A 23,172-nucleotide genomic window follows, 5' to 3' on the forward strand; every position below is an offset into this window, starting at 1 on the left:
GCCCTACTGGCCGGTTTCGAAGAAGCGTCCCAGCCGCTGCGGCAGCCAGTTCAGATGGGCCGGGAAGCTGCCCGTCGGAAAACCGGCATGGCCGCCGTCCGTGGGCTGGTGCAACAGGATGGCGGGCGAGCAATCCTCGGGCGTCGGCAGCGAGGCCGCCGGCACGAACGGGTCGTTGCGGGCATTGAGCACCAGCGTCGGCACGGATATCTTCGGCAGCCAGGGCTTGCTGGACGCGCGCGTCCAGTAGTCCAGCGCATTGCGGAAACCATGCATGGGCGCGGCGTAGGTGTCGTCGAATTCGCGCAGGTCATGCGCATGGGCGATGCGCATGACGTCGACGGCGCCGGGATAGCGGTGTGCCTTCTCCAGCACTTTGTGCTTGAGCGTCTTCAGAAAATGGGCGGTGTAGACCCGGCGGTTGAACATGCCGGTGGATAGCGTCTTGCCGCAAGCCACCAGGTCCAGCGGCACGGAGACGCCCGCGCAGGCGGTCAGCCAGCCGGTGTCTTCCTGGTGCTCGCCCAGGTACTTGAGCAGGGCATTGCCGCCCAGCGATACGCCGACCGCATGCCAGCGCGCATGCGGGATGCGCTGGCGCACGGTTTCCAGCATGAAGCCGACCTCGGCTGAATCGCCGGAGTAGTAGGCGCGGGCCAGGCGGTTGGGCACGCCCGAACAGCCGCGGAAATGCGCGATCACCACGATCCAGCCGCGCGCGCGGAAGTGATGTGCGATGGATTGCGCGTAGCGGCTGTTGCTGCCGCCTTCCAGGCCGTGGAACAGAATCAGGGCGGGGGTGTCGGGCGTATGCGGCAGGGACTTCCAGTCCGCGTCCGTCATCCACCTGGCCGCGGCGGTCTTGCCGTTGGCGACCGGACGCTGGCCGCTGAGGGGCGCGCCGTCGGCGGACTTGTGCGGGAACAGGCCCGGGCCGGTCCAGTCGAATTCGACGAAATCGGTATCGGGCGTGTCCACCCGTTCGCGCACGAACGCGATGCGGTGGTACTGCGCGAACAGGGCGGCATAAACCGTCTGACTGTCGCCTCCGGGCAACCAGGAGGGAACGGGACAGGGCGTTGTATCAAGACGAGCAGCGGCCAACTAAAAATCCACCCGATTCAATGCAGCATGTCGGGTACGTCGTGCAAGTCGAGCACCCCGGCTTCCGTGGGCGCCGGCGAGGCATGGTGCATGACCATGCGCCAGCCGGTGGGACCCTTGTGGTAGATGTTGGTGGCATAGCAATTGGCGAATTGCGTGCCTTCCCGCGTCTGCACCGCCACCTGTTCCACCAGCACGTGCACCGCGCACATCATGCTCAGCATGACCAGCGGACGCAAAGGTCGCACGTGCAGGGGGCCGTTGGTCAGAACCTGTTGCCAGGAGTCGTGTACCGCCGAGTGGCCGACGATGCGCAGGCCTCCCGGGTGGATGCAGACGACTTCCTCGTCGTCCGCCCACACTTGCATCAGGCGAACGACGTCCGCCTGCTCGAGGGCTTCGTAGAATGCGTGCTCTGCTTCTTCGGGCGTGGCGAACATGATGGCGGAAACGGGTGACGTTGTGGAGCGGGTAACTCAGTGCCCGTGGCCGTGCAGTACGGTGCCGGGTTTCAGGCGGTATTCGGCGCCGCAATAGGCGCAGCTGGCCGAGCCGCTGCGGGCCACGTCCAGGAACACGCGCGGGTGCATGCTCCAGAGCGGCGCCTTGGGGCCCGGACAGAACACGGGCAGGTCGTCGGCGCCGACCTCGATGACTTCGTGGGAGTGGGGGACGGCGGCCGGAGCAGCAGCGGTCATGGATATTCCTGAAAAAAACCGGTAAACGGCAGGTTGGGGCAATGATGCGGCCTGGTCAGGGACCGGGCCGCGCGGATCAGACTTTACTCAGCCAGTGATGGTACTTCGGGTTGCGGCCATTCACCACGTCAAAAAATGCGTTCTGCAGTTTCTCCGTGACCGGACCGCGCCGGCCAGTGCCGATCTGGCGGTTGTCCACTTCGCGGATGGGCGTTACTTCGGCGGCCGTGCCGGTGAAGAACGCCTCGTCGGCGATGTAGACGTCGTCGCGCGTCAGGCGCTTGGTCACCACGCGCAGGCCCAGGTCGGCGGCCAGCGCATGGATGGTGGAACGGGTAATGCCGGTCAGGGCGGAAGCGATCTCCGGCTCGCAGAGCACGCCGTCCTTGACGATGAAGAGATTTTCGCCCGAGCCCTCGGCCACGAAGCCTTCGGTGTCCAGCAGCAGGGCTTCGTCGTAGCCGTCCTGCAGGGCCTCGGTATTGGCCAGGATCGAGTTGGCGTAGGTGGTGGCGACCTTGGCGCGCGGCATCGTGACGTTCACGTGCTGGCGCGCGAACGACGACACCTTGACGCGGATGCCCGCGGACAGCGCTTCTTCGCCCAGGTAGGCGCCCCAGGGCCAGGCGGCGATGGCCACGTGCACCCGGGCGCCCTTGGGCGACACGCCCATCTTCTCGGGGCCGTAGAACACCAGGGGGCGCAGGTAGCCGGCTTCCAGCTGGTTCTCGCGCACGACCGTCCGCTGTGCCTGGTTGATCGTGTCGCGATCGAAGGGCATGGGGATCTGGTAGATGTGCGCCGAGTTGAACAGGCGGTTGGTATGGTCTTCGAGGCGGAAGATGGCGGTGCCGATCTCGGAGCGGTAGGCGCGCACGCCTTCGAATACCGACAGGCCGTAGTGCAGGGAGTGCGTCAGGACGTGCGTGGTCGCGTCTCGCCACGGTACGAGCTTGCCGTCATACCAGATGAAGCCGTCGCGGTCTGCCATCGACATGGTCTACTCCCAAGAGCCCAAGAATCTCGAGGCCCATATTGTATCAAGCAGCGAGGTTACAATACGCGCCTATTCGCGCCCCGGCGCGGCGCCGCCAGGCCCGCGCGTAATGATCCCGGCGGGCGAACGGGTTGTCGTGCGTTCCTTTTCCTTAGAGTTTCCATGTCGTCCTGTCCGAATCGCCAGGGGCCTGCCGTTGTCCTCTGAATCCGCGCTTCCTGAAACCGAAGACCCCGTTGCGGTCCGCCAGGAACGCGTCACCGCCTTCCGCGCTGGCGTCCACGCCATCGTGCCCGCCCTGATCGCCACCGCCACCTGGGGGCTGGTCACCGGGGTGGCCATGGTCAAGTCCGGCCTGACGGAGACCATGGCGCTGGCCATGACCCTGCTGCTGTACGCGGGTTCCGCCCAGCTGACTTCCCTGCCGCTCATCGCCACCGGCGCGCCGCTCTGGCTGATCTTCGCCGCCGGTTGCGTCGTTAATCTGCGCTTCCTCATTTTCGGCGCGGCGCTGCATCCCTATTTCCGCCACCTTTCCTGGCCCAAGCGGCTTGGGCTGGGCTATTTCACGACCGACATGGGTTTCGTGCTGTTCATGCCGCGCTATGGCGATGCGGCCGTGCGCGGTACGCGCGAACAGCTCTGGTTCTTCCTGGGCGCCATCGCGCCGGGCTGGTTCGTCTGGCAGACGTCTTCCATCGTCGGCATTTACCTGGGCACCATGGTGCCCACGGGCTGGTCGCTGGACTTCGCCGCGGTGCTGGCGCTGCTGGCCATTACGGTGCCGCTGGCCAACACCAAGCCCATGCTGATTTCCATGTTGGCCGCCGGCGTGGTCGCCTGGACCGGGCAGGTCCTGCCGCTGCGTCTCGGCCTGGCGGCCGCCGTCGTGGCGGGCGTGGTCGCCGGCATCTGGGCGGAACGCTACTTCAAGGCCCGCGCATGACCCTCTGGCCCGCCGAGATCTACGTCTATTCCGCCATCCTGCTGCTGGCGCTGTGCAGCGTGCTGACGCGCGCCGGCTTCATGCTGTTCGGCGACTACATCCCCTTGCCGGAGGGCGTGCGGCGCGCCTTGCGCTACGCGCCCGCCGCCGCCCTGACCGCCATCATCGTGCCGGACCTGCTGCCCTGGAAGGCCGGCCTGGGGCCGGTATTCGACTACAAGCTGGTCGCCGGCGTGGTCGCCATCCTGGTTTTCCTGCGCACGCGCAGCGCGGTGCTGGTCATCATCGTGGGCATGCTGGCCCTGTGGGGCCTGCGCTGGCTGGCCGGCTGACGGTTTTGCCAAAACGTCCATCTGGTGGACGCTGTGGGTATGCCCGGCGGGCGCTTCCTGGCGGCCGCCGGAAGGCGTTTGCAATGCCTTTCGAACGCGGACCGGACCGTGTGGTAATGCGGCTGCGCTAAAATCATGTTATCCACAGCAATCCGGGCCTGGTACTGCCCTCATAAGTATCGAATCCAGAATGCGCCGCCTGCCCTGCAAGGCAGGATGCTGATTGCGCGTGTTCAGGTTGTTCCGATGCATATGTAGTGCAGTGCGCGTAGCACTCTCGTTTTGTTCTTTTTCACTGGTCCCGGTATCTGCCTAACCCTGATGACTGAATCCACTCAATCCGTAGCACCCGCCGCTGACGCACCCGCGCCGACGTTCACTGATTTTGGTCTGCATCCCCTGCTGCTGCAGTCCATCGCCGAAACCGGCTACACCACCCCCACGCCCATTCAGGCCCAGGCCATTCCCGTCGTGGTGGAAGGGCGCGACGTCATGGGCGCGGCCCAGACCGGCACCGGCAAGACGGCCGCGTTCACGCTGCCCATCCTGCACCGCCTGATGCCGCTGGCCAACACCAGCGCATCGCCCGCGCGCCATCCGGTGCGCGCGCTGATCCTGACGCCCACGCGCGAGCTGGCTGACCAGGTCTACGAAAGCGTCAAGCGCTACAGCAAGCAGACGCCGCTGCGTTCGGCGGTGGTGTTCGGCGGCGTGGATATCGGTCCGCAGAAGGAAGCCCTGCGCCGTGGTTGCGAAGTGCTGGTGGCCACGCCCGGCCGCCTGCTCGACCACGTCGAGCAAAAGAACGTGAACCTGAGTCAGGTCGGCATCCTGGTGCTGGACGAAGCCGACCGCATGCTGGACATGGGCTTTTTGCCCGACCTGGAACGCATCATCCGCCTGCTGCCCGCGCAGCGCCAGGGCCTGCTGTTTTCCGCGACGTTCAGCAATGAAATCCGCAAGCTCGGCCGCTCGTACCTGAATCATCCGGTCGAAATCGAAGTCGCGGCGCGCAACGCCACCGCCAACACGATCACCCAGATCGCCTACAAGATGCCCAGCGACGCCAAGCGCGCCGCGGTCGTGCACCTGGTGAAGTCGCGCGGCCTGAACCAGGTCATCGTGTTCTCCAACACCAAGATCGGCACGGCGCGGCTGGCCCGCGACCTGGAACGCGATGGCGTCAAGGCCGAATCCATCCACGGTGACAAGACGCAGGCCGACCGCATGAAGGCGCTGGAAGCCTTCAAGGCCGGCGAACTGGAAGTGCTGGTGGCCACCGACGTGGCCGCGCGCGGCCTGGACGTGGCCGGCGTGCCCTGCGTCATCAACTACGACCTGCCGTACAACGCCGAAGACTACGTGCACCGTATCGGCCGTACCGGCCGTGCCGGCGCCTCGGGCGAGGCCATCGCCCTGTTCACGCCCGACGAAGAGCGTTTCCTGCTCGACATCGAAAAACTCATCAAGCGCGAAGTGCCGCGCGGCACCCTCGACGTGCCGGCCGAACTGGTCGCGCGCAGCCACCGCCGCAGCGACGAGCACCGTGGTTCGTCTTCGCGCGAAGGCCGTGAAGGCCGCGACAGCCGCGGTGATCGCGGCCGTTCGTCCGACCGCCGTTCCGGCTACTCGTCCGGCACGTCGCGCCAGCCCGTGGATGATTTCTTCCTCAAGCCCTACGAGCCTTCGGCCCCCTCCGCGCCGGCCGACGAGCCGGCGCCCAGGAGCAACGGCGCATCTTCCGGGCCGAAGCGCCAGATCGCCGTCCTGCTGGGCGGCAGCCGCAAGCCCTGAACCGGGCCCGCATGAAAAAACCCGCAAGCCTTTGGGCCTTGCGGGTTTTTTTATGGCCCGCGCGCGGGGCGCGCAGGCAATTTGTTGCTCAGGCGGCCAGCAAGCGCGGCAGGTCCGGCAATGCCGCGGCAACGGCGGGACTGTTTTCATTCAGGCTTTCGAGCAGGCGTTCCAAGTGGCCGATATGCGGCAGCATCGGGCCGTAGAACACCACCCGCGGGCCGATCTGCACCAGCAGCGTGGGGAAATTCTCCACGTCTTCGTCGCCCAGCAGTTCAGCGTGGTCTTCGATGTCGATCCAGGCGAAGACGTGTTGGGGCAGGGCGTCGGCCAGCGCTTGCAGCTTGGGCTTGTATTGCTCACAGGTATCGCACCAGGCCGCGCAGAAGCAGGCTACCAGCCAGGCGTCGGGCGATGAGCCCAGCCGCGCGCGCAGCGCGGCCAGATCGGTATCGGGTACAAGTAGAGACATGTGGGCAGATCGAGGCGTGTTTGACTATCATACCCGGGATGTCTACCCCCTCATTCCTCGTCCATGACCGCTTTGCGCACTGATTCCGTCCCGCCTGAAAACGGCCGATTTTCCGCTGCCGGCTCTGGCGCCGTCAGCGTGGGCCAGGCGTTCAAACGCGCCCTGGTGTCCCAATGTCACCCCACCATGCTGTTCGCGGTGCTGCTGCCGTTCCTGATTGCGCTGGTGGGGGCCCTGTTGTTGCTGTACCTGTTCTGGACGCCGCTCAATGAATGGCTGGCGGCCGAGGCGGCGCGCTGGGATTTCGTCAATCGGGCGGAAGACTGGATGCTGGCGATGGGGCTGTTCTCGCTCAAGGTCTACATGATTCCCGTGATCGCGGTGGCCATCCTGCTGCCGGTCTCGGGCATCCTGGGCCTGGCGATTGCCGCGGTCTTCGTGATGCCGCTGGTGCTGCGTCACGTCAGCAAGCGTGAATACGTGGGCGTCACGCCGCAAGGCAAGCACGCGACCGCGGTCAGCGTGTGGAACGCGATCTGGGTGTCGCTGGCGTTTGCCGCGGGCTGGCTGCTGACGCTGCCGCTATGGCTGGTGCCGCCCATGGCCATCGTGTTGTCGATCTTCTGGTGGGCGTTCGCGTTTTCGCGCATGATGCGCGTGGATGCCATCGTCGAACATGCCAGCCCCGCCGAGCGCAAGCTCATCCTGGAGCGCAACAACGGCGGCTTCTGGACCATAGGCCTGATCTGTTCGCTGCTGAACCTGTTGCCGCCCGCCTGGGTCATCCTGCCGGTGTTTTCGGCCCTGGTTTATGCCCATTACGGTCTGGAAGCGCTCAAGCGCTTGCGCGAGGACCGCGTCATCGACGTCTGACCGGCGTCATCCCTCTCAACTTTTGGAATCGGACATGGCCGCAGAATCCGCCGCCCGCCGCATCGGCCTCATCATCGTGGGAGACGAGATCCTCTCGGGCCGCCGTCAGGACAAGCATTTTTCCAAGGTCGTCGAGCTTCTGGGCGCGCGCGGCATGCAGCTGGGCTGGGCCGAAATCGTGCCCGACGACCGCGATACGCTCATCGCCACCTACAAGCGCAGCTTCGCCACCGGCGACGTGGTGTTTTCCTGTGGCGGCATCGGCGGCACGCCCGACGATCACACCCGCCAGGCCGCCGCGGCCGCGCTGGGCCTGCCGCTGGCGTTGCATCCCGAGGCCGAGCAGGCCATCGCCCTGCGCACGGCCGAAATGGCCGCCAAGGGGCAGGGCGCCGCCGACATGAGCGCGCCGGAAAACCAGCAGCGTCTGCAGATGGGCGTGTTTCCGCAAGGCTGCGAGGTCGTGCCGAACCCCTATAACCGCATCCCCGGCTTCTTCATCAAGGACCACACCTTCGTGCCGGGCTTTCCCGTCATGGCTTGGCCCATGCTCGAATGGACGCTGGATACGCGCTATCGTGCGCTGCAGCATGTGCGCGCCCATGCGGAACATTCCTTCCTGGTGTTCAGCATGCCTGAATCGCGCATCACGCCGGCCATGCAGACCGTGGAAACGCGCTGGCCCGGCGTGCGGGCGTTCAGCCTGCCCAGCGTGGGCGAGGCCGGCGGCACGCCGCATATCGACCTCGGCGTGAAGGGCGAGCCGGCTGCGGCCGCTGAAGCGCTGGAGTATTTGCGGGCCGAGGTGCTGCGCCTGGGAGGCAAGCTGGCGCCCCCGCCAGCAGCGTGAAGCCAGGGCCGCCCAATATGCGCGGCCCTTTTTTTGATACAAAAACCGGTTGCCAAACGCGCCAGTAAATTTCACAATACGGGAAAGAACTGTTTGCTGCGATGCCGCAAGTCCGGTTCCCGAAGGTGGGGCCCTACAGGCGGCGCGGCTGTCCTCGCTCCCCTTTCCATGTCCCGTCTCCCCACTACCCGCAATGCCCTGGACGCCGAGACCGAAGGCGCCTCCGCCCATCCCATCGCTATCCAGGTGATCGAACGCGCCATGCGTCTGCTCGACGCCCTGGCCGCGCAGCCGGATCCGGTAACGCTGAAGGAACTGTCCGCGACCACCGGCCTGCATGCGTCCACCGCGCACCGCATCCTGAATGACCTGGTCGTGGGCCGCTATGTCGAACGCGTCGACAACGGCTTGTATCAATTGGGCATGCGCCTGCTGGAGCTGGGGTCGCTGGTCAAGGGGCGCCTGAACGTGCGCGAGGCGGCCATTTCCGCCATGCGCTCGCTGCACAAGCTGACCGGGCAGACCATCAACCTGTCGGTGCAGCAGGGCGATGAGATCGTCTACATCGAGCGCGCTTGGAGCGAACGCTCGGGCATGCAGGTGGTCCGCGCCATCGGCGGCCGCGCGCCGCTGCACCTGACCTCCACCGGCAAGCTGTTCCTGTCCACCGCCGATGCGCGCCAGGTCCGCGCCTACGCGTTGCGCACCGGCCTGGCCGGCCACACGCGCAACAGCCTGACCGACCTGGACCGCCTGGAACGCGAATTGGCGCTGGTGCGGCGCCACGGCTATGCGCGCGACAATGAGGAACTCGAACTCGGCGTGCGCTGTATCGCCGCGGGCATTTTCGACGACACCGGCAAGCTGGTCGCGGGCCTGTCCATCTCGGCTCCGGCCGAACGACTGCAGGACGACTGGATCAAGGCCCTGGTCGACACCGCCGCCAGCATTTCCGAAGCGTTGGGCTACGAGCCCTCGGTATCCTCCGGCTTCAACGGCCTGGGCATGGCGGCAGAGGCCCTGCGCCCGTAGTCCAAGGCCGCCCGGCCAAAAAAGAAAAGCCCCTGATGGGGCTTTTCTTCCAGGTGCGCCGTAAAGGCGCCCGTTCGGATTACTGCTGTTCGACGCCAGCCTTCTTGAACAGTTCGCCCCACTGCGGAACTTGCTGCTTGACCTTGGCTTCCAGGGATTGCGGATTGGCGTCGGACGTCAGCACCGTGGCGCCCAGCTGCTTCATACGGTCCTGGAACTTGGGATCGGCCAGGCCGGCCTGCAGGCTCTTGACCAGCTTGTCCACGACCGGCTTCGGCGTGCCCTTCGGCACCCACATGCCATGCCAGATGCCCACTTCAAAACCCTTGTAGCCGGATTCGTCCATGGTCGGCAGGTTCGGCAGCGTGGGGACGCGCTTCAGACTGGTGACGGCGTAGGCCTTCACCTTGCCACTGTCGATCTGCTGGGTGGTGTTGGTGGTCTGGTCGCACAGCAGGTCCACCTGCTTGCCCAGCAGGTCGTTCATGGCCGGCGCGGTGCCCTTGTAGGGGATGGTCAGCAGCTGCACACCCAGCGCCTCGACCAGCATGGTGCCGCACAGATGGCTGGCGGCGCCGATGCCGGCGTTGGCCAGGGACACCTTGTCCTTGTTCTGTTTGACGTACTCGGCCAGTTCCTTGATGTTGTTGGGCGGGAAGTCCGAACGCGCGATGATGGTCATCGGCACGTCGACCACCAGACCGATGGGTTCGAAGCTCTTGTAGGGGTCGTACCCCGGGTTCTTGTACAGCGAGGGCGCCGTCGAGAAGCCGGCGTGCATCAGCAGGACGGAATAGCCGTCAGGCTGCGCGCGCGCCACCTGGGTGGTGCCGATGGTGCCACCGGCGCCGCCCTTGTTCTCGACCACGACCGTCTGGCCCAGGCTCGGCCGCATGGCTTCCGCGAGCGAACGCGCGACGTTGTCCGTCGGGCCGCCTGCGGCGAACGGCACCACCATATTGATGGGGCGATCCGGATATTCGGCTTGGGCGGCGCCGGCTGCGAGCATGGCGCTGACCGCGAGCAAGGCCGAAAGCGTGCGGGGGATGAGGGTCATGGAGTCTCCAATTGCAGGGTTTTGCTGCTGCGATGTCATTGTTGCGCGCTGACTTGTGGGTTTATTTGTCTGTCATCAGCGTGAAAGCAGTTTAGAAAACAATTGATACGACGTCACTTCGGGTATTTCCTGAATCCTGGGAAATCTTTGTGCTGGATCAAGCCCGGATCAGGCGTGCACCGTCAAAGTGCAATTCTTTGTTGCGTTGCACAAAAACTCCTTGACAAGTTTTTTTGCCAGTCTAGAATGTGAATTGTGCAGTGCATCAAACGGGCCGGCGGTAGCTTGTAGTACCAGTTTCCGCGCACGTTTCTATAGTTCGTCGCAGACAACCATCCTTACTTGCCGGACAGCCTCCGGCTACCCCTAAAGGAGCATTCTATGAGCGCTATTCCGCAACAAGTCCTGGACCGTCAAAAGGCCAGCATCAACACCATCGTGGCCGCCCAGACCGCTGTTTTCGCCGGCTTCGAAAAGCTGGTCGAACTGAACCTGAAGGTCGTCCGCGCCACCCTGGACGAAGTCGCTCAGAAGTCGCAGCAAGCCGCTGAAGTCAAGGATCCGCAGGAAGCCGCCGCTTTCGCCTCGGGCCTGCTGCAGCCGGGCGCCGAGAAGGCCATGGCCTACACCAAGCACGTGTATGACATCGTCGCCGGCGTGCAGACCAGCCTGGTCAAGCTGACCGAAGAACAGATCGCCGAAGGCCAGCAGCAGCTGAGCGAAGCCGTCGACCAGTTCTCCAAGAACGCCCCGACCGGCTCCGAGAGCGCCGTTGCCCTGATCAAGTCCTCGCTGGCCACCGCGACCAGCGCCTACGATTCCATGACCAAGGCTGCCAAGCAGGCTGCCGAAGTCGCCGAGTCGAACCTGAACGCCGCCGCCAACGCGACCTTCAAGGCTGCCTCGGACGCTGCCGACGCCGCCACCAAGGTTGCCAGCCGCAGCCGCCGCAGCGCCTAAGTTTTTGGCGCGCAGTGCTGCGCAAACCGCAGTTATGTAGTACTGTTGAGTGACAGAGCAGAGCTGGAATTAGGGCCACCCACCGGGTGGCCCCTTTTTTTTGCCTGTCTTTTGCCTGTTTTGCCGGCGGCGTTTCGGGTCAGCGCGCCACGGCGCGCACGCACTCACCCACCAGGGCCGGGCCGCGGTAGATCAGGCCGGTATAGAGCTGCACGGCGTCGGCGCCCGCGTCCATTTTCTCGCGCGCCTGCCGGCCCGACATCACTCCGCCCACGCCGATGATGGCCAGGCTGCCGCCGAGCTTTTCCTTCAGGCGTCGGATGACGGCCAGCGACAGTTCATGCACCGGAGCACCCGACAGGCCACCCGCTTCCTCGGCATGCGGCTGACCGGTGACGGCATCCCGCGAGAGAGTGGTGTTGGTGGCGATGACGCCGTCGATGCCATGGCGCGGCAGTGTCTCCGCGATGGAATCGATCTGCTCGTGCGTCAGATCGGGAGCGATCTTCACCGCCATGGGCACGCGCCGTTGGTATTGATCTTCCAGCGCGCGGCGCTTGTCCGCCAGTTGCGCCAGTAGGGCCGACAGCTCGTCGCCGCCTTGCAGCGCGCGCAGATTCTTGGTGTTGGGCGAGGAAATGTTCACCGTCACGTAGTCGGCGTGCGGATAAACCCCTTCCAGTCCGATCAGGTAGTCGTCCGCGGCGCGCTCGATGGGCGTATCCGCGTTCTTGCCGATGTTCAGCCCCAGGACGCCGCCTTGCTTGCGCCAGGTGCTGCGCTGCACATTGGCCAGGAAGGCGTCCAGTCCCTGGTTGTTGAAGCCCAGCCGGTTGATCAGCGCGTTGGCGCGGGGCAGCCGGAACATGCGCGGCTTGGGATTGCCGGGCTGGGCGCGCGGAGTCACCGTGCCTACCTCGATAAAGCCGAATCCCAGGTTGCCCAGCGCGTCAATATAAGCGCCGTTCTTGTCCAGGCCGGCGGCCAGCCCGATCGGGTTGGCCAGCTGCAAGCCCATCAGCGTGCTGGGCGCCTTCGGCTGCGCATGCATGAGCTTGCGCGTCGCCCCGCATTCATAGGCGCGTTGCAGGCCCGACAGGGTGACTTCGTGGGCGGTTTCCGCGTCCATGGCGAACAGTGCCGGGCGGGCCAGGGGATAGGCGTGGAAGAGGATAGACATGGGGCGGAATTGTAGAGCGAATTTTGCCGGCCCTGCGCCGCGCCTGGCGCCCGCGGGGAGGTCAGGATCAGGCGGACGGCGGCGCGGGCTGCTCGCCCCACACGCCATCGACCAGGTACTGAGCGGGGTGGAAGCTGGATTTGTAGGACATCTTGCGGCTGTCCGCGATCCAGTAGCCCAGGTATAGCCTGGGCAGGTTCAGTTTGCGGCATTGCTCGATCTGCCACAGGATGCTGTAGGTGCCCAGGCTGCCGGCGAGGTCGGGATCGTAGAAGGTGTAGACGGAGGACAGGCCGTCGTCCAGCACGTCGATGATGGACACCATGACCAGCGCGCCGGTCTCGTCGCGGAACTCGACCAGGCGGGTATTGACGCGGCTGGTGAGCAGGAATTGCGCATACTGGGTGCGGCTGTCTTCGTCCATGCCGCCGCCCGGGTGGCGGCCCTGCTGGTAACGCGTGTACAACCGGTAGTGTTCGGGCGACCAGGCCAGCTCCGCCACGAACGATTGCAGGCCCTGGTGGTCGCGCCAGGCGCGGCGCTGGCTGCGGTTGGGCGCAAAGTTTGCCGTATCCACGCGCACCGGGATACAGGCATGGCAGTTGTCGCAATGCGGCCGGTAAGTAAACAGCCCGCTGCGCCGGAAGCCTTGCTCCACCAGTTGTGAATACGTGCCCGCGTTGATCAGGTGGCCGGGCGCGGCGACCTGCGACCGTGCCTGGCGACCCGGCAGATAGCTGCAAGGGTAGGGAGCGGTGGCGTAGAACTGCAGGGTGGAGAAAGGGAGTTCTTTGAGCTGGCTCATCGGAGGTCCCGCGTTGCGGCGGCAGGCCCGCAAGGGGCTGGCTACATATTAACGCCGAACCCCGGGCCCGATGCTGTGTCGGGATGCAAGCGGCCGGCGCTGTCCAGCGTGCCGCGGCTCCACGCGATGGCGGGCAGCGCCGTGGCTGCCCGCACATGCTGCAGGAAGGCGGCGCGCGGGATGGGGCGCGCGCCCAGGCTGGCGAGGTGGCGCGTCTGCTGCTGGCAGTCAATGCGCTCCACGCCTTGCGCGGCCAGGTATCGCACCAGGTAGGACAGGGCGATCTTGGAGGCATTGGGCGCGCGGGTGAACATGGATTCGCCGAAGAACATGCGGCCCAGCCCGATGCCGTAGAGGCCGCCGGCCAGTTCGCCGTCGATCCAGGTTTCGATGCTGTGCACGTAGCCGGCCTCATGCCAGGCGCGATAGGCCTGCTGCATGGCCGCGGTGATCCAGGTACCCGGTTGGCCGTCGCGCGGGGCGGCGCATTGCGCCATCACCTCGGCAAAGGCGGTGTCCACCCGCACCTGCACACGCGGCGCGGCGGCATGCTCCTGGCCGGCGATCTGCCGCAGCAGCTTGCGCAGCGAATGCGAGGGCGCGAAGTCCTTGATGCCCAGCACCATGCGCGGATCGGGGCTCCACCAGAGTATCGGCTCGCCCTCGGAATACCACGGGAAGATGCCGTTGGAGTAGGCCTCGATCAGCCTGGCTGTCGACAGGTCCGCGCCCGCGGCGAGCAGGCCGTCGGGATCCGCTAGCGCAAACTCCGCAGGCGGAAAGGGCGTGTCGACGGCTAGCCAGGGCAGTTTCAACGGTGCGATTCTAGGGTGTAGTGATGGGGGGAGAACACGCCTTGCTTGCGGTCGTCGAAGTAGTGGCGCAGCGTCGTGGCCACGGTGCGAAACGCCAGGTCGTCCCAGGGGATCTCGGACTCGTCGTAGTAGCGGGCCTCCAGGCTTTCGGGGCCCGGGTCGAGCTCGGCCGACAGCGCCTCGGCCAGGTAGAACACATGCACCTGATCGATCTGGGGCAGGTCGATGACGGTATAGAGTTCGCCCAGCTTGATGCGGGCGCCGGATTCTTCCAGCGTTTCGCGGGCGGCGCCCTGCGCCGTGCTTTCGCCCAGTTCCATGAAGCCGGCCGGCAGGGTCCAGGTGTTGTAGCGCGGTTCGATGGCGCGCCGGCACAGCAGCACCCGGTTTTCCCAGACCGGCAGGGTACCGACCACCAGCCTCGGATTCTGGTAATGGATTGCGCCGCAGTGATCGCAGATGTCGCGTTCGCGGTTGTCGCCTTCGGGAACCCGGCGGCTGATGGGCGAGCCGCATTGGCTGCAGAAATGCGAACGGCGCGGCGCGGGGAAGTATTCGAGGGGCGATTTTGCGGTCATGGGTACGATTCTAACGGCTGCGGCGGGGGCTGGCGCGCCGGCTTGGAACGGCCGGGGAGGGGGCGCCGAAGCGGCCCTCCAGATGCTCCACGAAGGATCGTACCTTGGGCGACAGGAAGCGCCGATGCGGGTAGACGGCGTACATGGAGATCGAGGTGTGGGCGTAATCGGTCAGCAGCGCGACCAGGCGACCGGCGCGGATGTCCTCACCCACCAGGAAATCGGGCTGCAGGATGATGCCGTGGCCGGCCAGGGCCGCGGTCCGCAGCACGTCGCCGTTATTGGCCCGCAGGGCCGCGTTCACGCGCACCAGATGGGTCACGCCGTCCTTCTCGAAGTGCCATTCGTTGCCGGTGCTGGCGTAGGCGTAATGCAGGCAGCGGTGCTGCTTCAGTTCTTCCGGCGTCTGCGGCGTGCCGTGGCGCCGCAGGTACTCGGGGGCGGCGCAGACCAGCAGCTGCTGCGGCGCCAGCGGCCGCGCGACCAGCGAGGAATCCTGCAGCGGACCGATGCGCACCGCCACGTCGTAGCCATCTTCCACCAGGTCCACCACGCGATCGTTCAGGTCCAGGTCGATGACCACGTCGGGATAGCGCTGCAGGTACTCGGCAATGGCGGGTCCCAGGTGCAGGATGCCGAACGACACCGGCGCGCTCACCCGCAGGCGGCCGCTGGGACGCTGGCCCTCGGCCTGCAACGACAGCTCCAGGTCCGCCACCTCGGCCAGGATGGGCCGCACGCGTTCATAGAAGGCGCGTCCGGCGTCGGTCATGCTCAGCTTGCGCGTGGTGCGGTTCAGGAGGCGCACGCCGTACTTCTGTTCCAGATAGGCGATCTGGCGCGTGACCACGGAACGGGCCTGGCCCATCTTGTCGGCCGCGGCCGCGAACGAACCCAATTCCACGACCTTGGCATAGGTCTGCATGGCGGTATGCGTGTCCAAGATTGTTTCCTATCGGGGAACAATAATTTGCAATTCTGCATGTTTATCTTTGTTTTTGGAATCGCAAAAATAGCGCTCATCAAGAATCTTCCCATCCTGGGCGATTCCCCACCGCTCTAGGAGAGTGCAATGGTTGATACCCGTACCGCGCCCTATGCCGCGCTGCTGCTGCGCGTGGCGCTCGGCGTCATGTTTCTGGCCCACGGCCTGACCAAGCTGCTGGTATTCACGCTGCCCGGCACCGCGCAGTTCTTCGCCAAGATCGGCTTCGCCGGTTGGCTGGCGTATCCGGTGACCTTCTTCGAGGTCGGCGCCGGCGTGTTGCTGATCCTGGGGATCGTGCCGCGCTGGGTCGCCGCCATTGCCGTGGTGCAACTGTTCGTGGCGTCGACGGTGCATTTTCCCAATGGCTGGGGCTTCGGCAATGCCGGCGGCGGCTGGGAATATCCGATCTTCCTGACCGTGGCGGCCGCTGTGCTGGCGCTGCTGGGCGACGGCAAGTACGCGCTGGTCAAGAGCGGCCGCGGCTGATCGCTGCGCGCACCAGACTGTCTACCGCCACGGACGTGGCCGACAGGACGGCCGGACCCTAGAATGGCCCGGCCGTTTTCCATTTCTGGAGTTTCCATGTTCTTCCCGAAGTCGTACTTCAAGCGCGCCGCCGCTGCGGCCATGCTGGCCCTGGCCTTGTCTCCCGCCGTCCATGCGTCCGCTGAACAGGAAGCCGCCAACAAGGCGGCCGTGCTGGCCTTCTACGAGAAGGGCCTGAACCAGAAGGACGCGGATGCGGCGCTGAAATACGTGGGCGACCGCTATGTGCAGCACAACCCCAATGCGGCAGACGGCCCCGAGGGTTTCCGCAAATTCATCGCCTTCCTGCGCGACAAGTTTCCGCAATCGCGCAGCGAAATCAAACGTGTCCTCACCGACGGCGACTATGTGATCCTGCATGTGCACGCGGTGCGTCAGCCCGGTGACCGTGGCAGCGCCATCATCGACATCTTCCGCCTGGAGCAGGGCAAGATCGTGGAGCATTGGGACGCGGTGCAGCCCATCCCCGAGCAGTCCGCCAATCCCAACGGCATGTTCTGAACGTGCCGGTCAGGCGCGGGGTTCCGGGTCGAAGCCGAATTCCCGCGCCACATCCTTTTGCGCGATCAGCGCCAGCGGCGCGGCGGCATAGGTTCCGGGTAGAACGGCCTGTATCGTGCCGCCGGGCGAGAGTTGCGCCAGCGCGTCCAGCAGCGGCTCTCCGTCCGCCGTAGCCATCTTTTCCAGCAGCGGCGGCAGATCGCGGTCCAGCACGATGCCTGCTCCCAATGGCGTCATCGCATACAGCTGGCCCGCATCGTCCAGCTTCCACGCGGCCACCGAATCGACCCTCTGATTCGTGTGCGTGAGCAGGTTGCTATTGTCGTCGCTCAAGCGCAGCACATAGGGCGCCGCGTCCAGGCGCAGGTACACGCGTTGGGGGCCATTCTGGAAAAACCAGCGCCCCGCGTCGTCGTGTTCATAGTTGCGGTTGATGAATTCCAGGATCTGCGTGTTGGTGATGGACTCGCCCGGACCGCCCGCGGCCGATTGGCCTTGCGGGTGCAGGCGCCAGCGACCGCGCGCGTCCAGCGACAGCCAGCCGTATACCGCCGGCACGTCGGGCCAGCGCGCTAGCGCGTCCTTCACCGATTGATCCATGTTCAGGGCCGGATGATGATGGGAGGAGGGTTGATGATGATGGCGGGCGCCGGCATCGCGGGCACCACCACCGGCTGCGGCATTTGCACGTAGCCATGGCGGTAGTCGTCCCGGCACTTGCGCTTTTCCTGGTAGTCGCCGTTGCGCTTCCATTTGCGCTCGACCTTACAGGCGCCGTCCCAATATTGCTCTTTATACTCGCGGCCGTGGCGATGGCGGTGCTTGTCCGAATCCGCCTGCGCCGCAAGCGGGGCCAGCGTGAGCAAGGCCGCGGTGGACAGCGTCAGCAGCGCGGAGGAAGAGCGGGCTCGAGAGTTCGGAATAGTGCGCATGGAATCGTCGTCAGTTGCAAACGGCGTCACCATAGCAATCATTTGATTGACGGCGCGTAGTGATGCGTAACGAGATGCTGGAGGGCAGGCCGCAATCGTACCTGAGATCCTCATTTTCGATCCCGGGCTCCGGTCTTTCCGCGATTCTGATTTACGGGAAGCCGCGGGCGGCGTAAAACGTGAGCGTTAACTTCTACCCGGCGGGTTCCGACCTATGAAGATCGCTATTCTCGACGACTGGTTCGACACGCTGCGCCGCCTGCCTTGTTACTCGCTGCTGCGCGATCACGAGGTCACCGTCTGGACGGATCACGTGGAAGATACCGATGTGCTGGCAAAGCGTCTGGCCGATACGGAAGCACTGGTACTGATCCGCGAGCGCACCACGATACGGCGCGAATTGATCGAGCGATTGCTCAAGCTGCGGTTGATCAGCCAGCGTAGCGTCTACCCGCACATCGACGTCGCCGCATGTACCGATCATGGCGTCCTGGTGTGCTCGGACCTGCACGCGGACACGCCTTCGTATGCCGCCGCGGAGCTGACCTGGGCACTGGTGCTGGCCGCCATGCGCCAGCTGCCGCAACAAGTTGAATCCATGCGCCAGGGCGGTTGGCAATGCGGAGTGGGCCACACCGTCCGTGGCAAGACCATGGGCATCTTCGGCTACGGACGCATCGGCCAGGTGGTAGCGGGCTATGCGCGGGCATTCGGCATGCGGGTGCTGGTCTGGGCTCGTCCCGAGTCGCTGCAGCGCGCGCGTGAGGATGGCTACGATATCGCGGCCTCCAAGGCGGAGTTCTTTTCATCCTGCGACGTGCTGTCGCTGCATATGCGGCTGGTTCCCGCCACCAAGAGCATCGTCGGCGCGGCGGATCTCGCGGCCATGAAAGAGGGGGCGCTGCTCGTGAACACCAGCCGCGCAGGCCTCATCGAAGCCGGCGCCCTGGTGCCGGCGCTGCTGGCCAAACGCCCGGCCATGGCGGCGCTGGATGTGTTCGAGCAGGAGCCCTTGACCGACACGTCGAATCCGCTTTTGCAGATGCCCAACGTCGTGTGCACGCCCCATATCGGATACGTGACCTACGAGGAATGGGATCTGCAATTCAAGGACGTGTTCAATCAGATTCTCGCGTTTGCGGCGGGGGCGCCGGTAAACATGGTGAATCCGCAGGTGGCGGCGCCATGAACGCATCCCTGGAACGCCTCGCGAAACAGCTTGATCTGGACGCCGGCCGCAATGAACGCCTGCGTCTGGCATTTGGTCATGCCTGTGCGCTTCGGGTCGAGCATTTGCTTGAAGAGCAGGAAGTCGTGGATTGCCTGGCGATTCTCGGCCGGTATCTGGACGGCGCAATCGGCCATGGACGGCTGCAGCAGGCTGGTACCCAGGTCTCGCGCCTGGCGAACCAGCATCAGGGATCGAAATCCATAGACGGCTGCGGCCATGCCGCCGTGTCTGCGACCTACGCCGTCGCCAGCGCCCTGGCCGGCAAGGCGCTGCGGGCGGCTGAATATGCGGCTTATGCCGCAGTCTACGGTCAGGGCGGCTATGGCGCTGTTTCAGATCCCGAGTCGTTCGAGCCGGAGTTCGCCTGGCAAGCGGAATGTCTGGCTTCGTTGGCTACCCGCGAGGCTGAATCGCATCCTGCGCCATAGTTGACCGCTCCGGAAAACAAAAAACCCGCAGAGCGTTAGCTGCGGGTTTTAAGAAATCGCTGGAGGCGCAAGCCGGAATCGAACCGACGTACACGGATTTGCAATCCGCTGCATAACCACTCTGCCATTGCGCCAGCACTTGCAAGAAAAAAGGAAGCGCGGTGTAGGCCGTTGCTTCCTTTTTGTATTTGGAGCGGGAGACGAGTCTCGAACTCGCGACCTCAACCTTGGCAAGGTTGCGCTCTACCAACTGAGCTACTCCCGCAGGGGTACTGCGTTTTTGGTGTGATTTCTGATTTGGTTTTCAGAAGGCCGTGTCCACCAAAGACAGCGATTATACACAGAAATTAGGGCTTGTGTAGCCTGGCAAGGCGGGGAGGTGAAAAAAGTCCCCGCTTGCCGGGCTATGCGGGCCGTCAGGCGGTGTCGCCGGGGGCGGGCGTGGCGGCCGCAGCGTCGGGCACGGAATCAGGCACGGGCGCGGCAGCAGGCGCCTCGGCCGGCGACGAGGCCGGCGCGGCGGCGTTCTTCGCGGGACGAGCCTTGCCGGCCGGCCGGCGCGAAGCCTGGCGGCGCGCATAGGCGGCTTGCTCAGCCGTCACCGTGCCTGCCGGCTGGCCCTGCAGGTCGACGCGGGCCGCGTCCGCGACCATGCTGCCCCAGTAGCGGCTGCCCTTGCACCAGGTGGCGATGGCCTGCTTGAGCTGTTCTTCCGTCATGCCCAGTTTTTCCAGATGCTGGGCGGCGTCGGCCAGGATGCCCTGCTTGAGCGGCAGCTTCGGCGCGGGATTCTTGGGGAATGCCTGCGGGAAGTGTTTCTGCAGGCGCCAGATGGCCTCGACAGCGGGGTCGACGGGCTCGCGCTTTTGCTGCGGGCGGGCGGCAGCCTTCGCTTGACCAGACTCGCGCTTTTGCTGCGGCCGCGCCGTAGCCTTCGCTTGATCAGGCTCCCGCTTCTTTGTCCGGCCTGCCGCCTTCGGTTGGACCGGCACCGCCTTTTGAGCCTGTGCCCGCAGCTGCTCGCGCAGGTCGGCAAGTTTTTCAAAACCCATTGTTATTTCCAACACCTCAGATTTGTTCAGGCTGAAGGTTACCGCAAGTGCGCGAATGCAGCACTGTCGAACGGGCGTATGTGTGGCGGCGACGCCATGGCCGTTGCCGGCGCCGTGTGCGAATTTGCCGGAAATCAACGTCCGGCGGTCGGGCAGGACGGCTGCCCGGGAACCTGTACCGCGCGGCCTTTCAACAGGATGGGCGAGCCCGGATACACGTGAAAGGGATCCACCGGCCGGCCATCGACCGTGGCGTCCTTCACCTGATAGCGCACATTGCCCGACGCGGCCAGCCAGGCGCCTTCCGCCTCGCAGCGCAGCGACAGTTCCGAGGTCTCGCTTTGCGGCAGCAGTCGTACCAGGGTGCTGAACGCAAGGGTGACGACTACGTTGCCGGAGGTGCCTTGTCCTCCGCGATCCAGCAGGTTGACGACCGGCTTGATGTCCAGCCGGTAAACCTGTTCCTGCGTCACGTCCACCAGGGGTTTGAGGGTGACGGCCTTGCTTTGTCCGGGCGCCAACGAAAGCCGGAATGGATAGACGTAGAGGCTGGGCCGCTCAGTTTGCGCGACGGGTTCCAGGCGTTCCTGCTCGATCTCGATGCCAGGGTTGAGCAGGCGCGACAGGGCGATGGACACGTATTCCGCGCGATCTCCCTGATTGGCGATACGGACCGAGGTGGGCTTGCCTTGTACGATGGCGAGTTTGGGAGTCACGTCGACATGCGCGAGCGCTGGCGCAGCAAGCCAGGGCGCCAGGAGTAGCGACAGGCGGCGATAGGATTTCATCTGTTTCTCTTCGAGAATCGACAGCGCCGCGCGTCAGGGAACCCAGGCTACCGGTTCAAAGACCAACGACAACTCGCCGATATAGTTGCCCGCTGTCTCCTTGAAATTGCCTTGGGGCGGGTAGGCCGAAATCGCCAGGCGGTAGTAGCCAATGGAATCTTCGCCCGCAACGGGAGCCGGCGGATTCTGGAATTTGGTGTCCTGACCGACCGCCAGGGCTTTCCGCTCGCCGCCTTCCGCTGCCAGGAAAACCTCGGGTTGGCGGAACATCTGGGCCGTGTTTGCCGTGTTGCGAATTTCCAGTGGCCGGTCCATGCGCACCAGGAATGCGCCGGTCGAGGACACGATGCGCAAGCGCGCCTGGGTCTCATACGGCGAGTCCCAGCCTCGCAGTTGCTGCATGGGCAAACCCTGGTCGAACCAACCGCCTTTGTCGTTCGTGACCAGCAGTCGGTTGGCTGCCTTGACCGTGGCGGTAATGTGGCTCGTGGTTTTGCCGGTCACGAAGATCTCCATGGCGGGGACTGCTGCGGGGAGCATTCCAAGGGCCAGTAGCAGGCAGACGTGAGCCGGAATTGTGTTCATGTGTCGGTTCTCATGGGATTCAAGGCTGAGCGTTCTTCGCGATCTGATAGATCAGCACGCCGTACGCCATGTTGATGATCAAGGGAGCGGCGCTTCTATCGACCTTATCGGTACTTAGAATTACGCGCTCTCGTGGCCGGAAGGTGACGCGCCAAACCTGCGTGCGGGCAGGCGTATTCAAGATACGCAGGCTCATCCGGTACTTTTGCCCCGGCGCCAGGATCAGACGGTTGGGCGTGATCAGCAAGCTAGGTTGTTCGGTCTTGCCAACCGGCACCAGCACTTCCGGCATCGATCCGGGATTGAGCAACAGCTGCTGCTCCACATCCAGATAGAGGGCGCTGTCGCCGAGGTTCTCCGCTAGCAGTTCGCCCGGCGCCTTGCCGGGGTCCAGCCGCAGCTCGGCGCGCGGCAGATGCAGGACGCCAGCCGCCAGACCGTGCTGGGGCCAGGGCAGGGCGAGTACGGCAAAGATAAACGTGGCGCGGCAGGCGAACGGCCGGGCGAGGGCGCGAAGGCTCATGGCACGAACTAGGGCCGCGCAACGACCGTGAATGTGAGCACGTCGGCATAGTCGCCTTCTTTCGCGCCCTGCGGCGTGGTGGCGGTGAACGTGGGTGTGAAGCACTCGCGACCGCTATTGCCCAGGGCAAAGACGATATTGCGGGTATTGGGCAGCTCGACATCGGTGAGCGTCAGCGCGTTCTGCAACACGAGCCGGTACGACACCGCGTCGGCAGGCGAGGTAAGGTGCTTGAGCTGGTAAGAGCCGTTGCTGGAAAGTCCGTTTTGGTTGGTGGCGTTGATGGCGTAACGCAGTCCTGTCGATTTCTGGTCGTCGTGGGTGAAGCATAGCTGTCCGGATGCGTCGGGAAACCGCTTCGGCACCGACACTCCCTGCTCCAATTCCCCCAGGTCCCAGTTTGGCGCTGTCATGGTGATTTTGGTGTCTTGTAGCTGAGGCCTCGTGGGATCTCCCGTGTTGCAATTGCCTGAATCATCGGTCGTGCTGATTGAGACTGTCTTGACGTCGCGAAGCAAGGGGCTTCCAACCCTCTGTAGCGCGGCGGTTCTCACGCCAATGGCAGGCCAGGATTGGAGGAGTTGGTTTCGAAGACGGATTTCCACTCTTGCGGCGTGCGCGGACGCGTTTACCCAACTCCCTCCATTTCTTTCTCCTGAGTACAGATTGAAGCCTGCAATCGAGAGTAAGTCGGATGACGGCGCGCCATTCAGGGTGACCTGATCCGCAACATGGGCGGGGGCCTGCAGGTTGCCGGCTTGGTCATAGAGCTGGACCAGGATTGCTCGAGTTTGGAAGCTGCCGCTGGGAACTCCTGTTAGATCGAAGGTAACCCGGAACAGACCCACGCCGTTGCCCAGATCCTTGTACGAGCAATCGCGATAACCCTGGACAAGGCTGATGTCCTGGTAGTCGGGATCCGTCCTTGTTGGGGGAGGATTGCCGCATTTCGAAGGGAAAATCCTGCAAAAAAGGCCGAAACCGTCGAGCTTTTCGGGCGTTTCGGACGCATTCGTCAAACCCGACGCCAGCGTCAGGAAAAAGAACAACGCCAGCAGCGGAATCTTGAAACGGGGTGGGAGTGCCATTCTTCGTCGCTCTTGGA

Annotated in this window: 29 protein-coding genes and 2 tRNA genes; 11 read left to right on the forward strand and 20 right to left on the reverse strand. The window is 64.7% G+C overall.

Features of this window, described 5'->3' with window-relative positions:
- Positions 1-3: 3 nt before the first annotated feature.
- The 4 genes from IPU70_RS22270 to IPU70_RS22285 form a co-directional block, all read right to left on the reverse strand.
- Complete coding sequence (locus tag IPU70_RS22270; RefSeq protein ID WP_207470413.1) at positions 4-1,104, reverse strand: YheT family hydrolase; 1,101 nt, start codon at positions 1,102-1,104, stop codon at positions 4-6.
- Positions 1,105-1,121: 17 nt separating this feature from the next.
- On the reverse strand, positions 1,122-1,544 hold the full coding sequence (locus IPU70_RS22275) for a nuclear transport factor 2 family protein (RefSeq protein ID WP_013391743.1): 423 nt from the start codon (positions 1,542-1,544) through the stop codon (positions 1,122-1,124).
- A 36-nt stretch (positions 1,545-1,580) separates the two neighbouring features.
- Positions 1,581-1,802: a zinc-finger domain-containing protein gene (locus IPU70_RS22280; protein WP_207470415.1), complete on the reverse strand. Its 222-nt coding sequence runs from the start codon at positions 1,800-1,802 to the stop codon at positions 1,581-1,583.
- Between the two features lie 76 nt (positions 1,803-1,878).
- Complete coding sequence (locus tag IPU70_RS22285; protein WP_207470417.1) at positions 1,879-2,799, reverse strand: branched-chain amino acid transaminase; 921 nt, start codon at positions 2,797-2,799, stop codon at positions 1,879-1,881.
- 196 nt (positions 2,800-2,995) lie between these two features.
- Here IPU70_RS22285 and IPU70_RS22290 point away from each other — a divergent pair, with 196 nt between their 5' ends.
- From IPU70_RS22290 to IPU70_RS22300, 3 genes are all read left to right on the forward strand, one after another.
- Positions 2,996-3,745, forward strand: a complete 750-nt coding sequence (locus IPU70_RS22290; RefSeq protein ID WP_207470418.1) for an AzlC family ABC transporter permease — start codon at positions 2,996-2,998, stop codon at positions 3,743-3,745.
- Positions 3,742-4,077, forward strand: a complete 336-nt coding sequence (locus IPU70_RS22295; RefSeq protein WP_013391747.1) for an AzlD domain-containing protein — start codon at positions 3,742-3,744, stop codon at positions 4,075-4,077. The genes IPU70_RS22290 and IPU70_RS22295 overlap by 4 nt, the downstream gene beginning before the upstream one ends.
- 321 nt (positions 4,078-4,398) lie before the next feature.
- Complete coding sequence (locus IPU70_RS22300) at positions 4,399-5,871, forward strand: DEAD/DEAH box helicase (RefSeq protein ID WP_207470421.1); 1,473 nt, start codon at positions 4,399-4,401, stop codon at positions 5,869-5,871.
- Positions 5,872-5,959: 88 nt separating this feature from the next.
- Here the strand turns inward: IPU70_RS22300 and IPU70_RS22305 are convergent, their stop codons facing one another.
- Positions 5,960-6,343 (reverse strand): thioredoxin family protein, encoded by a 384-nt coding sequence (locus tag IPU70_RS22305; RefSeq protein ID WP_207470423.1) that lies wholly within the window; start codon positions 6,341-6,343, stop codon positions 5,960-5,962.
- A 63-nt stretch (positions 6,344-6,406) separates the two neighbouring features.
- Between IPU70_RS22305 and IPU70_RS22310 the strand changes: the two genes are divergently transcribed.
- The 3 genes from IPU70_RS22310 (at position 6,407) to IPU70_RS22320 (ending at position 9,098) form a co-directional block, all read left to right on the forward strand.
- A complete protein-coding gene (locus IPU70_RS22310) occupies positions 6,407-7,216 on the forward strand; it encodes an EI24 domain-containing protein (RefSeq protein ID WP_207470425.1) in 810 nt (269 codons plus the stop codon).
- Between the two features lie 34 nt (positions 7,217-7,250).
- Positions 7,251-8,066 carry a molybdopterin-binding protein gene (locus IPU70_RS22315; RefSeq protein WP_207470427.1) on the forward strand — a complete coding sequence of 272 codons (816 nt, stop codon included), beginning with the start codon at positions 7,251-7,253 and terminating at the stop codon, positions 8,064-8,066.
- A gap of 168 nt (positions 8,067-8,234) precedes the next feature.
- Positions 8,235-9,098, forward strand: a complete 864-nt coding sequence (locus tag IPU70_RS22320; protein WP_013391752.1) for an IclR family transcriptional regulator — start codon at positions 8,235-8,237, stop codon at positions 9,096-9,098.
- Between the two features lie 79 nt (positions 9,099-9,177).
- Here IPU70_RS22320 and IPU70_RS22325 read toward each other — a convergent pair whose 3' ends face one another.
- A complete protein-coding gene (locus IPU70_RS22325) occupies positions 9,178-10,155 on the reverse strand; it encodes a tripartite tricarboxylate transporter substrate binding protein BugD (RefSeq protein ID WP_207470429.1) in 978 nt (325 codons plus the stop codon).
- A gap of 381 nt (positions 10,156-10,536) precedes the next feature.
- On the opposite strand from IPU70_RS22325, the gene phaP reads away from it, so the two are divergent.
- Positions 10,537-11,115, forward strand: coding sequence for a TIGR01841 family phasin (gene phaP, locus IPU70_RS22330; protein ID WP_013391754.1), 579 nt, complete (start codon positions 10,537-10,539; stop codon positions 11,113-11,115).
- A 139-nt stretch (positions 11,116-11,254) separates the two neighbouring features.
- Here the strand turns inward: phaP and IPU70_RS22335 are convergent, their stop codons facing one another.
- From IPU70_RS22335 to IPU70_RS22355, 5 genes are all read right to left on the reverse strand, one after another.
- Complete coding sequence (locus IPU70_RS22335; protein ID WP_207470431.1) at positions 11,255-12,295, reverse strand: quinone-dependent dihydroorotate dehydrogenase; 1,041 nt, start codon at positions 12,293-12,295, stop codon at positions 11,255-11,257.
- Positions 12,296-12,362: 67 nt separating this feature from the next.
- Positions 12,363-13,100: an arginyltransferase gene (locus tag IPU70_RS22340; protein WP_207470433.1), complete on the reverse strand. Its 738-nt coding sequence runs from the start codon at positions 13,098-13,100 to the stop codon at positions 12,363-12,365.
- A 41-nt stretch (positions 13,101-13,141) separates the two neighbouring features.
- Positions 13,142-13,915, reverse strand: a complete 774-nt coding sequence (gene aat / locus IPU70_RS22345; protein WP_207470434.1) for a leucyl/phenylalanyl-tRNA--protein transferase — start codon at positions 13,913-13,915, stop codon at positions 13,142-13,144.
- Positions 13,912-14,493 (reverse strand): NUDIX hydrolase, encoded by a 582-nt coding sequence (locus IPU70_RS22350; RefSeq protein ID WP_207470436.1) that lies wholly within the window; start codon positions 14,491-14,493, stop codon positions 13,912-13,914. Before IPU70_RS22350 ends, aat begins: the two co-directional genes overlap by 4 nt.
- 10 nt (positions 14,494-14,503) lie before the next feature.
- Positions 14,504-15,436 carry a LysR family transcriptional regulator gene (locus tag IPU70_RS22355; RefSeq protein ID WP_242702642.1) on the reverse strand — a complete coding sequence of 311 codons (933 nt, stop codon included), beginning with the start codon at positions 15,434-15,436 and terminating at the stop codon, positions 14,504-14,506.
- Positions 15,437-15,565: 129 nt separating this feature from the next.
- Here IPU70_RS22355 and IPU70_RS22360 point away from each other — a divergent pair, with 129 nt between their 5' ends.
- Both IPU70_RS22360 and IPU70_RS22365 read left to right on the forward strand, forming a co-directional pair.
- Positions 15,566-15,967, forward strand: a complete 402-nt coding sequence (locus IPU70_RS22360; RefSeq protein WP_207470438.1) for a DoxX family protein — start codon at positions 15,566-15,568, stop codon at positions 15,965-15,967.
- A 96-nt stretch (positions 15,968-16,063) separates the two neighbouring features.
- Positions 16,064-16,528, forward strand: coding sequence for a nuclear transport factor 2 family protein (locus tag IPU70_RS22365; RefSeq protein ID WP_207470439.1), 465 nt, complete (start codon positions 16,064-16,066; stop codon positions 16,526-16,528).
- A 9-nt stretch (positions 16,529-16,537) separates the two neighbouring features.
- Here the strand turns inward: IPU70_RS22365 and IPU70_RS22370 are convergent, their stop codons facing one another.
- Together IPU70_RS22370 and IPU70_RS22375 are read right to left on the reverse strand one after the other, a co-directional pair.
- Complete coding sequence (locus IPU70_RS22370) at positions 16,538-17,128, reverse strand: DUF2946 family protein (RefSeq protein ID WP_207470441.1); 591 nt, start codon at positions 17,126-17,128, stop codon at positions 16,538-16,540.
- Between the two features lie 2 nt (positions 17,129-17,130).
- A complete protein-coding gene (locus IPU70_RS22375; protein ID WP_242702643.1) occupies positions 17,131-17,460 on the reverse strand; it encodes a hypothetical protein in 330 nt (109 codons plus the stop codon).
- 214 nt (positions 17,461-17,674) lie between these two features.
- Here IPU70_RS22375 and IPU70_RS22380 point away from each other — a divergent pair, with 214 nt between their 5' ends.
- Together IPU70_RS22380 and IPU70_RS22385 are read left to right on the forward strand one after the other, a co-directional pair.
- Positions 17,675-18,649 carry a D-2-hydroxyacid dehydrogenase family protein gene (locus tag IPU70_RS22380; protein ID WP_207470445.1) on the forward strand — a complete coding sequence of 325 codons (975 nt, stop codon included), beginning with the start codon at positions 17,675-17,677 and terminating at the stop codon, positions 18,647-18,649.
- Positions 18,646-19,119 (forward strand): hypothetical protein, encoded by a 474-nt coding sequence (locus IPU70_RS22385; RefSeq protein ID WP_207470447.1) that lies wholly within the window; start codon positions 18,646-18,648, stop codon positions 19,117-19,119. Before IPU70_RS22380 ends, IPU70_RS22385 begins: the two co-directional genes overlap by 4 nt.
- A 60-nt stretch (positions 19,120-19,179) precedes the next feature.
- On the opposite strand, the gene IPU70_RS22390 is transcribed toward IPU70_RS22385, so the two are convergent.
- The 7 genes from IPU70_RS22390 to IPU70_RS22420 all read right to left on the reverse strand — a co-directional run bounded on the left by IPU70_RS22390 (position 19,180) and on the right by IPU70_RS22420 (position 23,155).
- A tRNA-Cys gene (locus tag IPU70_RS22390) sits at positions 19,180-19,253 on the reverse strand.
- A 55-nt stretch (positions 19,254-19,308) separates the two neighbouring features.
- Positions 19,309-19,384, reverse strand: a tRNA-Gly gene (locus IPU70_RS22395).
- 151 nt (positions 19,385-19,535) lie between these two features.
- The gene (locus IPU70_RS22400) at positions 19,536-20,171 is read right to left on the reverse strand and encodes a ProQ/FINO family protein (RefSeq protein WP_207470448.1); all 636 of its coding nucleotides are present in this window, start codon (positions 20,169-20,171) and stop codon (positions 19,536-19,538) included.
- A 134-nt stretch (positions 20,172-20,305) separates the two neighbouring features.
- Positions 20,306-20,959 carry a hypothetical protein gene (locus IPU70_RS22405; protein ID WP_207470450.1) on the reverse strand — a complete coding sequence of 218 codons (654 nt, stop codon included), beginning with the start codon at positions 20,957-20,959 and terminating at the stop codon, positions 20,306-20,308.
- A 33-nt stretch (positions 20,960-20,992) separates the two neighbouring features.
- Entirely contained in the window at positions 20,993-21,475 is a 483-nt protein-coding gene (locus tag IPU70_RS22410) for a hypothetical protein (RefSeq protein WP_242702644.1), read from the reverse strand.
- Positions 21,476-21,563: 88 nt separating this feature from the next.
- The gene (locus IPU70_RS22415; protein WP_207470455.1) at positions 21,564-22,067 is read right to left on the reverse strand and encodes a hypothetical protein; all 504 of its coding nucleotides are present in this window, start codon (positions 22,065-22,067) and stop codon (positions 21,564-21,566) included.
- A gap of 8 nt (positions 22,068-22,075) precedes the next feature.
- Complete coding sequence (locus IPU70_RS22420; RefSeq protein WP_207470457.1) at positions 22,076-23,155, reverse strand: hypothetical protein; 1,080 nt, start codon at positions 23,153-23,155, stop codon at positions 22,076-22,078.
- Positions 23,156-23,172: the final 17 nt, after the last annotated feature.

This window comes from Achromobacter sp. SD115 (assembly GCF_017355315.1).
In the GTDB taxonomy this organism is placed as follows: Bacteria; Pseudomonadota; Gammaproteobacteria; order Burkholderiales; family Burkholderiaceae_B; genus Achromobacter; species Achromobacter xylosoxidans_B.

Excerpts from the sequence above, each read along its gene's own strand:
- IPU70_RS22275 (WP_013391743.1), bottom strand. The coding sequence starts at position 1,544 with ATGTTCGCCACGCCCGAAGAAGCAGAGCACGCATTCTACGAAGCCCTC.
- IPU70_RS22280 (WP_207470415.1), bottom strand. The coding sequence starts at position 1,802 with ATGACCGCTGCTGCTCCGGCCGCCGTCCCCCACTCCCACGAAGTCATC.
- IPU70_RS22285 (WP_207470417.1), bottom strand. The coding sequence starts at position 2,799 with ATGTCGATGGCAGACCGCGACGGCTTCATCTGGTATGACGGCAAGCTC.
- IPU70_RS22295 (WP_013391747.1), top strand. The coding sequence starts at position 3,742 with ATGACCCTCTGGCCCGCCGAGATCTACGTCTATTCCGCCATCCTGCTG.
- IPU70_RS22300 (WP_207470421.1), top strand. The coding sequence starts at position 4,399 with ATGACTGAATCCACTCAATCCGTAGCACCCGCCGCTGACGCACCCGCG.
- IPU70_RS22305 (WP_207470423.1), bottom strand. The coding sequence starts at position 6,343 with ATGTCTCTACTTGTACCCGATACCGATCTGGCCGCGCTGCGCGCGCGG.
- IPU70_RS22310 (WP_207470425.1), top strand. The coding sequence starts at position 6,407 with ATGACCGCTTTGCGCACTGATTCCGTCCCGCCTGAAAACGGCCGATTT.
- IPU70_RS22315 (WP_207470427.1), top strand. The coding sequence starts at position 7,251 with ATGGCCGCAGAATCCGCCGCCCGCCGCATCGGCCTCATCATCGTGGGA.
- IPU70_RS22320 (WP_013391752.1), top strand. The coding sequence starts at position 8,235 with ATGTCCCGTCTCCCCACTACCCGCAATGCCCTGGACGCCGAGACCGAA.
- IPU70_RS22325 (WP_207470429.1), bottom strand. The coding sequence starts at position 10,155 with ATGACCCTCATCCCCCGCACGCTTTCGGCCTTGCTCGCGGTCAGCGCC.
- phaP (WP_013391754.1), top strand. The coding sequence starts at position 10,537 with ATGAGCGCTATTCCGCAACAAGTCCTGGACCGTCAAAAGGCCAGCATC.
- IPU70_RS22335 (WP_207470431.1), bottom strand. The coding sequence starts at position 12,295 with ATGTCTATCCTCTTCCACGCCTATCCCCTGGCCCGCCCGGCACTGTTC.
- IPU70_RS22340 (WP_207470433.1), bottom strand. The coding sequence starts at position 13,100 with ATGAGCCAGCTCAAAGAACTCCCTTTCTCCACCCTGCAGTTCTACGCC.
- IPU70_RS22350 (WP_207470436.1), bottom strand. The coding sequence starts at position 14,493 with ATGACCGCAAAATCGCCCCTCGAATACTTCCCCGCGCCGCGCCGTTCG.
- IPU70_RS22360 (WP_207470438.1), top strand. The coding sequence starts at position 15,566 with ATGGTTGATACCCGTACCGCGCCCTATGCCGCGCTGCTGCTGCGCGTG.
- IPU70_RS22365 (WP_207470439.1), top strand. The coding sequence starts at position 16,064 with ATGTTCTTCCCGAAGTCGTACTTCAAGCGCGCCGCCGCTGCGGCCATG.
- IPU70_RS22370 (WP_207470441.1), bottom strand. The coding sequence starts at position 17,128 with ATGGATCAATCGGTGAAGGACGCGCTAGCGCGCTGGCCCGACGTGCCG.
- IPU70_RS22375 (WP_242702643.1), bottom strand. The coding sequence starts at position 17,460 with ATGCGCACTATTCCGAACTCTCGAGCCCGCTCTTCCTCCGCGCTGCTG.
- IPU70_RS22380 (WP_207470445.1), top strand. The coding sequence starts at position 17,675 with ATGAAGATCGCTATTCTCGACGACTGGTTCGACACGCTGCGCCGCCTG.
- IPU70_RS22385 (WP_207470447.1), top strand. The coding sequence starts at position 18,646 with ATGAACGCATCCCTGGAACGCCTCGCGAAACAGCTTGATCTGGACGCC.
- IPU70_RS22400 (WP_207470448.1), bottom strand. The coding sequence starts at position 20,171 with ATGGGTTTTGAAAAACTTGCCGACCTGCGCGAGCAGCTGCGGGCACAG.
- IPU70_RS22405 (WP_207470450.1), bottom strand. The coding sequence starts at position 20,959 with ATGAAATCCTATCGCCGCCTGTCGCTACTCCTGGCGCCCTGGCTTGCT.
- IPU70_RS22410 (WP_242702644.1), bottom strand. The coding sequence starts at position 21,475 with ATGGAGATCTTCGTGACCGGCAAAACCACGAGCCACATTACCGCCACG.
- IPU70_RS22415 (WP_207470455.1), bottom strand. The coding sequence starts at position 22,067 with ATGAGCCTTCGCGCCCTCGCCCGGCCGTTCGCCTGCCGCGCCACGTTT.
- IPU70_RS22420 (WP_207470457.1), bottom strand. The coding sequence starts at position 23,155 with ATGGCACTCCCACCCCGTTTCAAGATTCCGCTGCTGGCGTTGTTCTTT.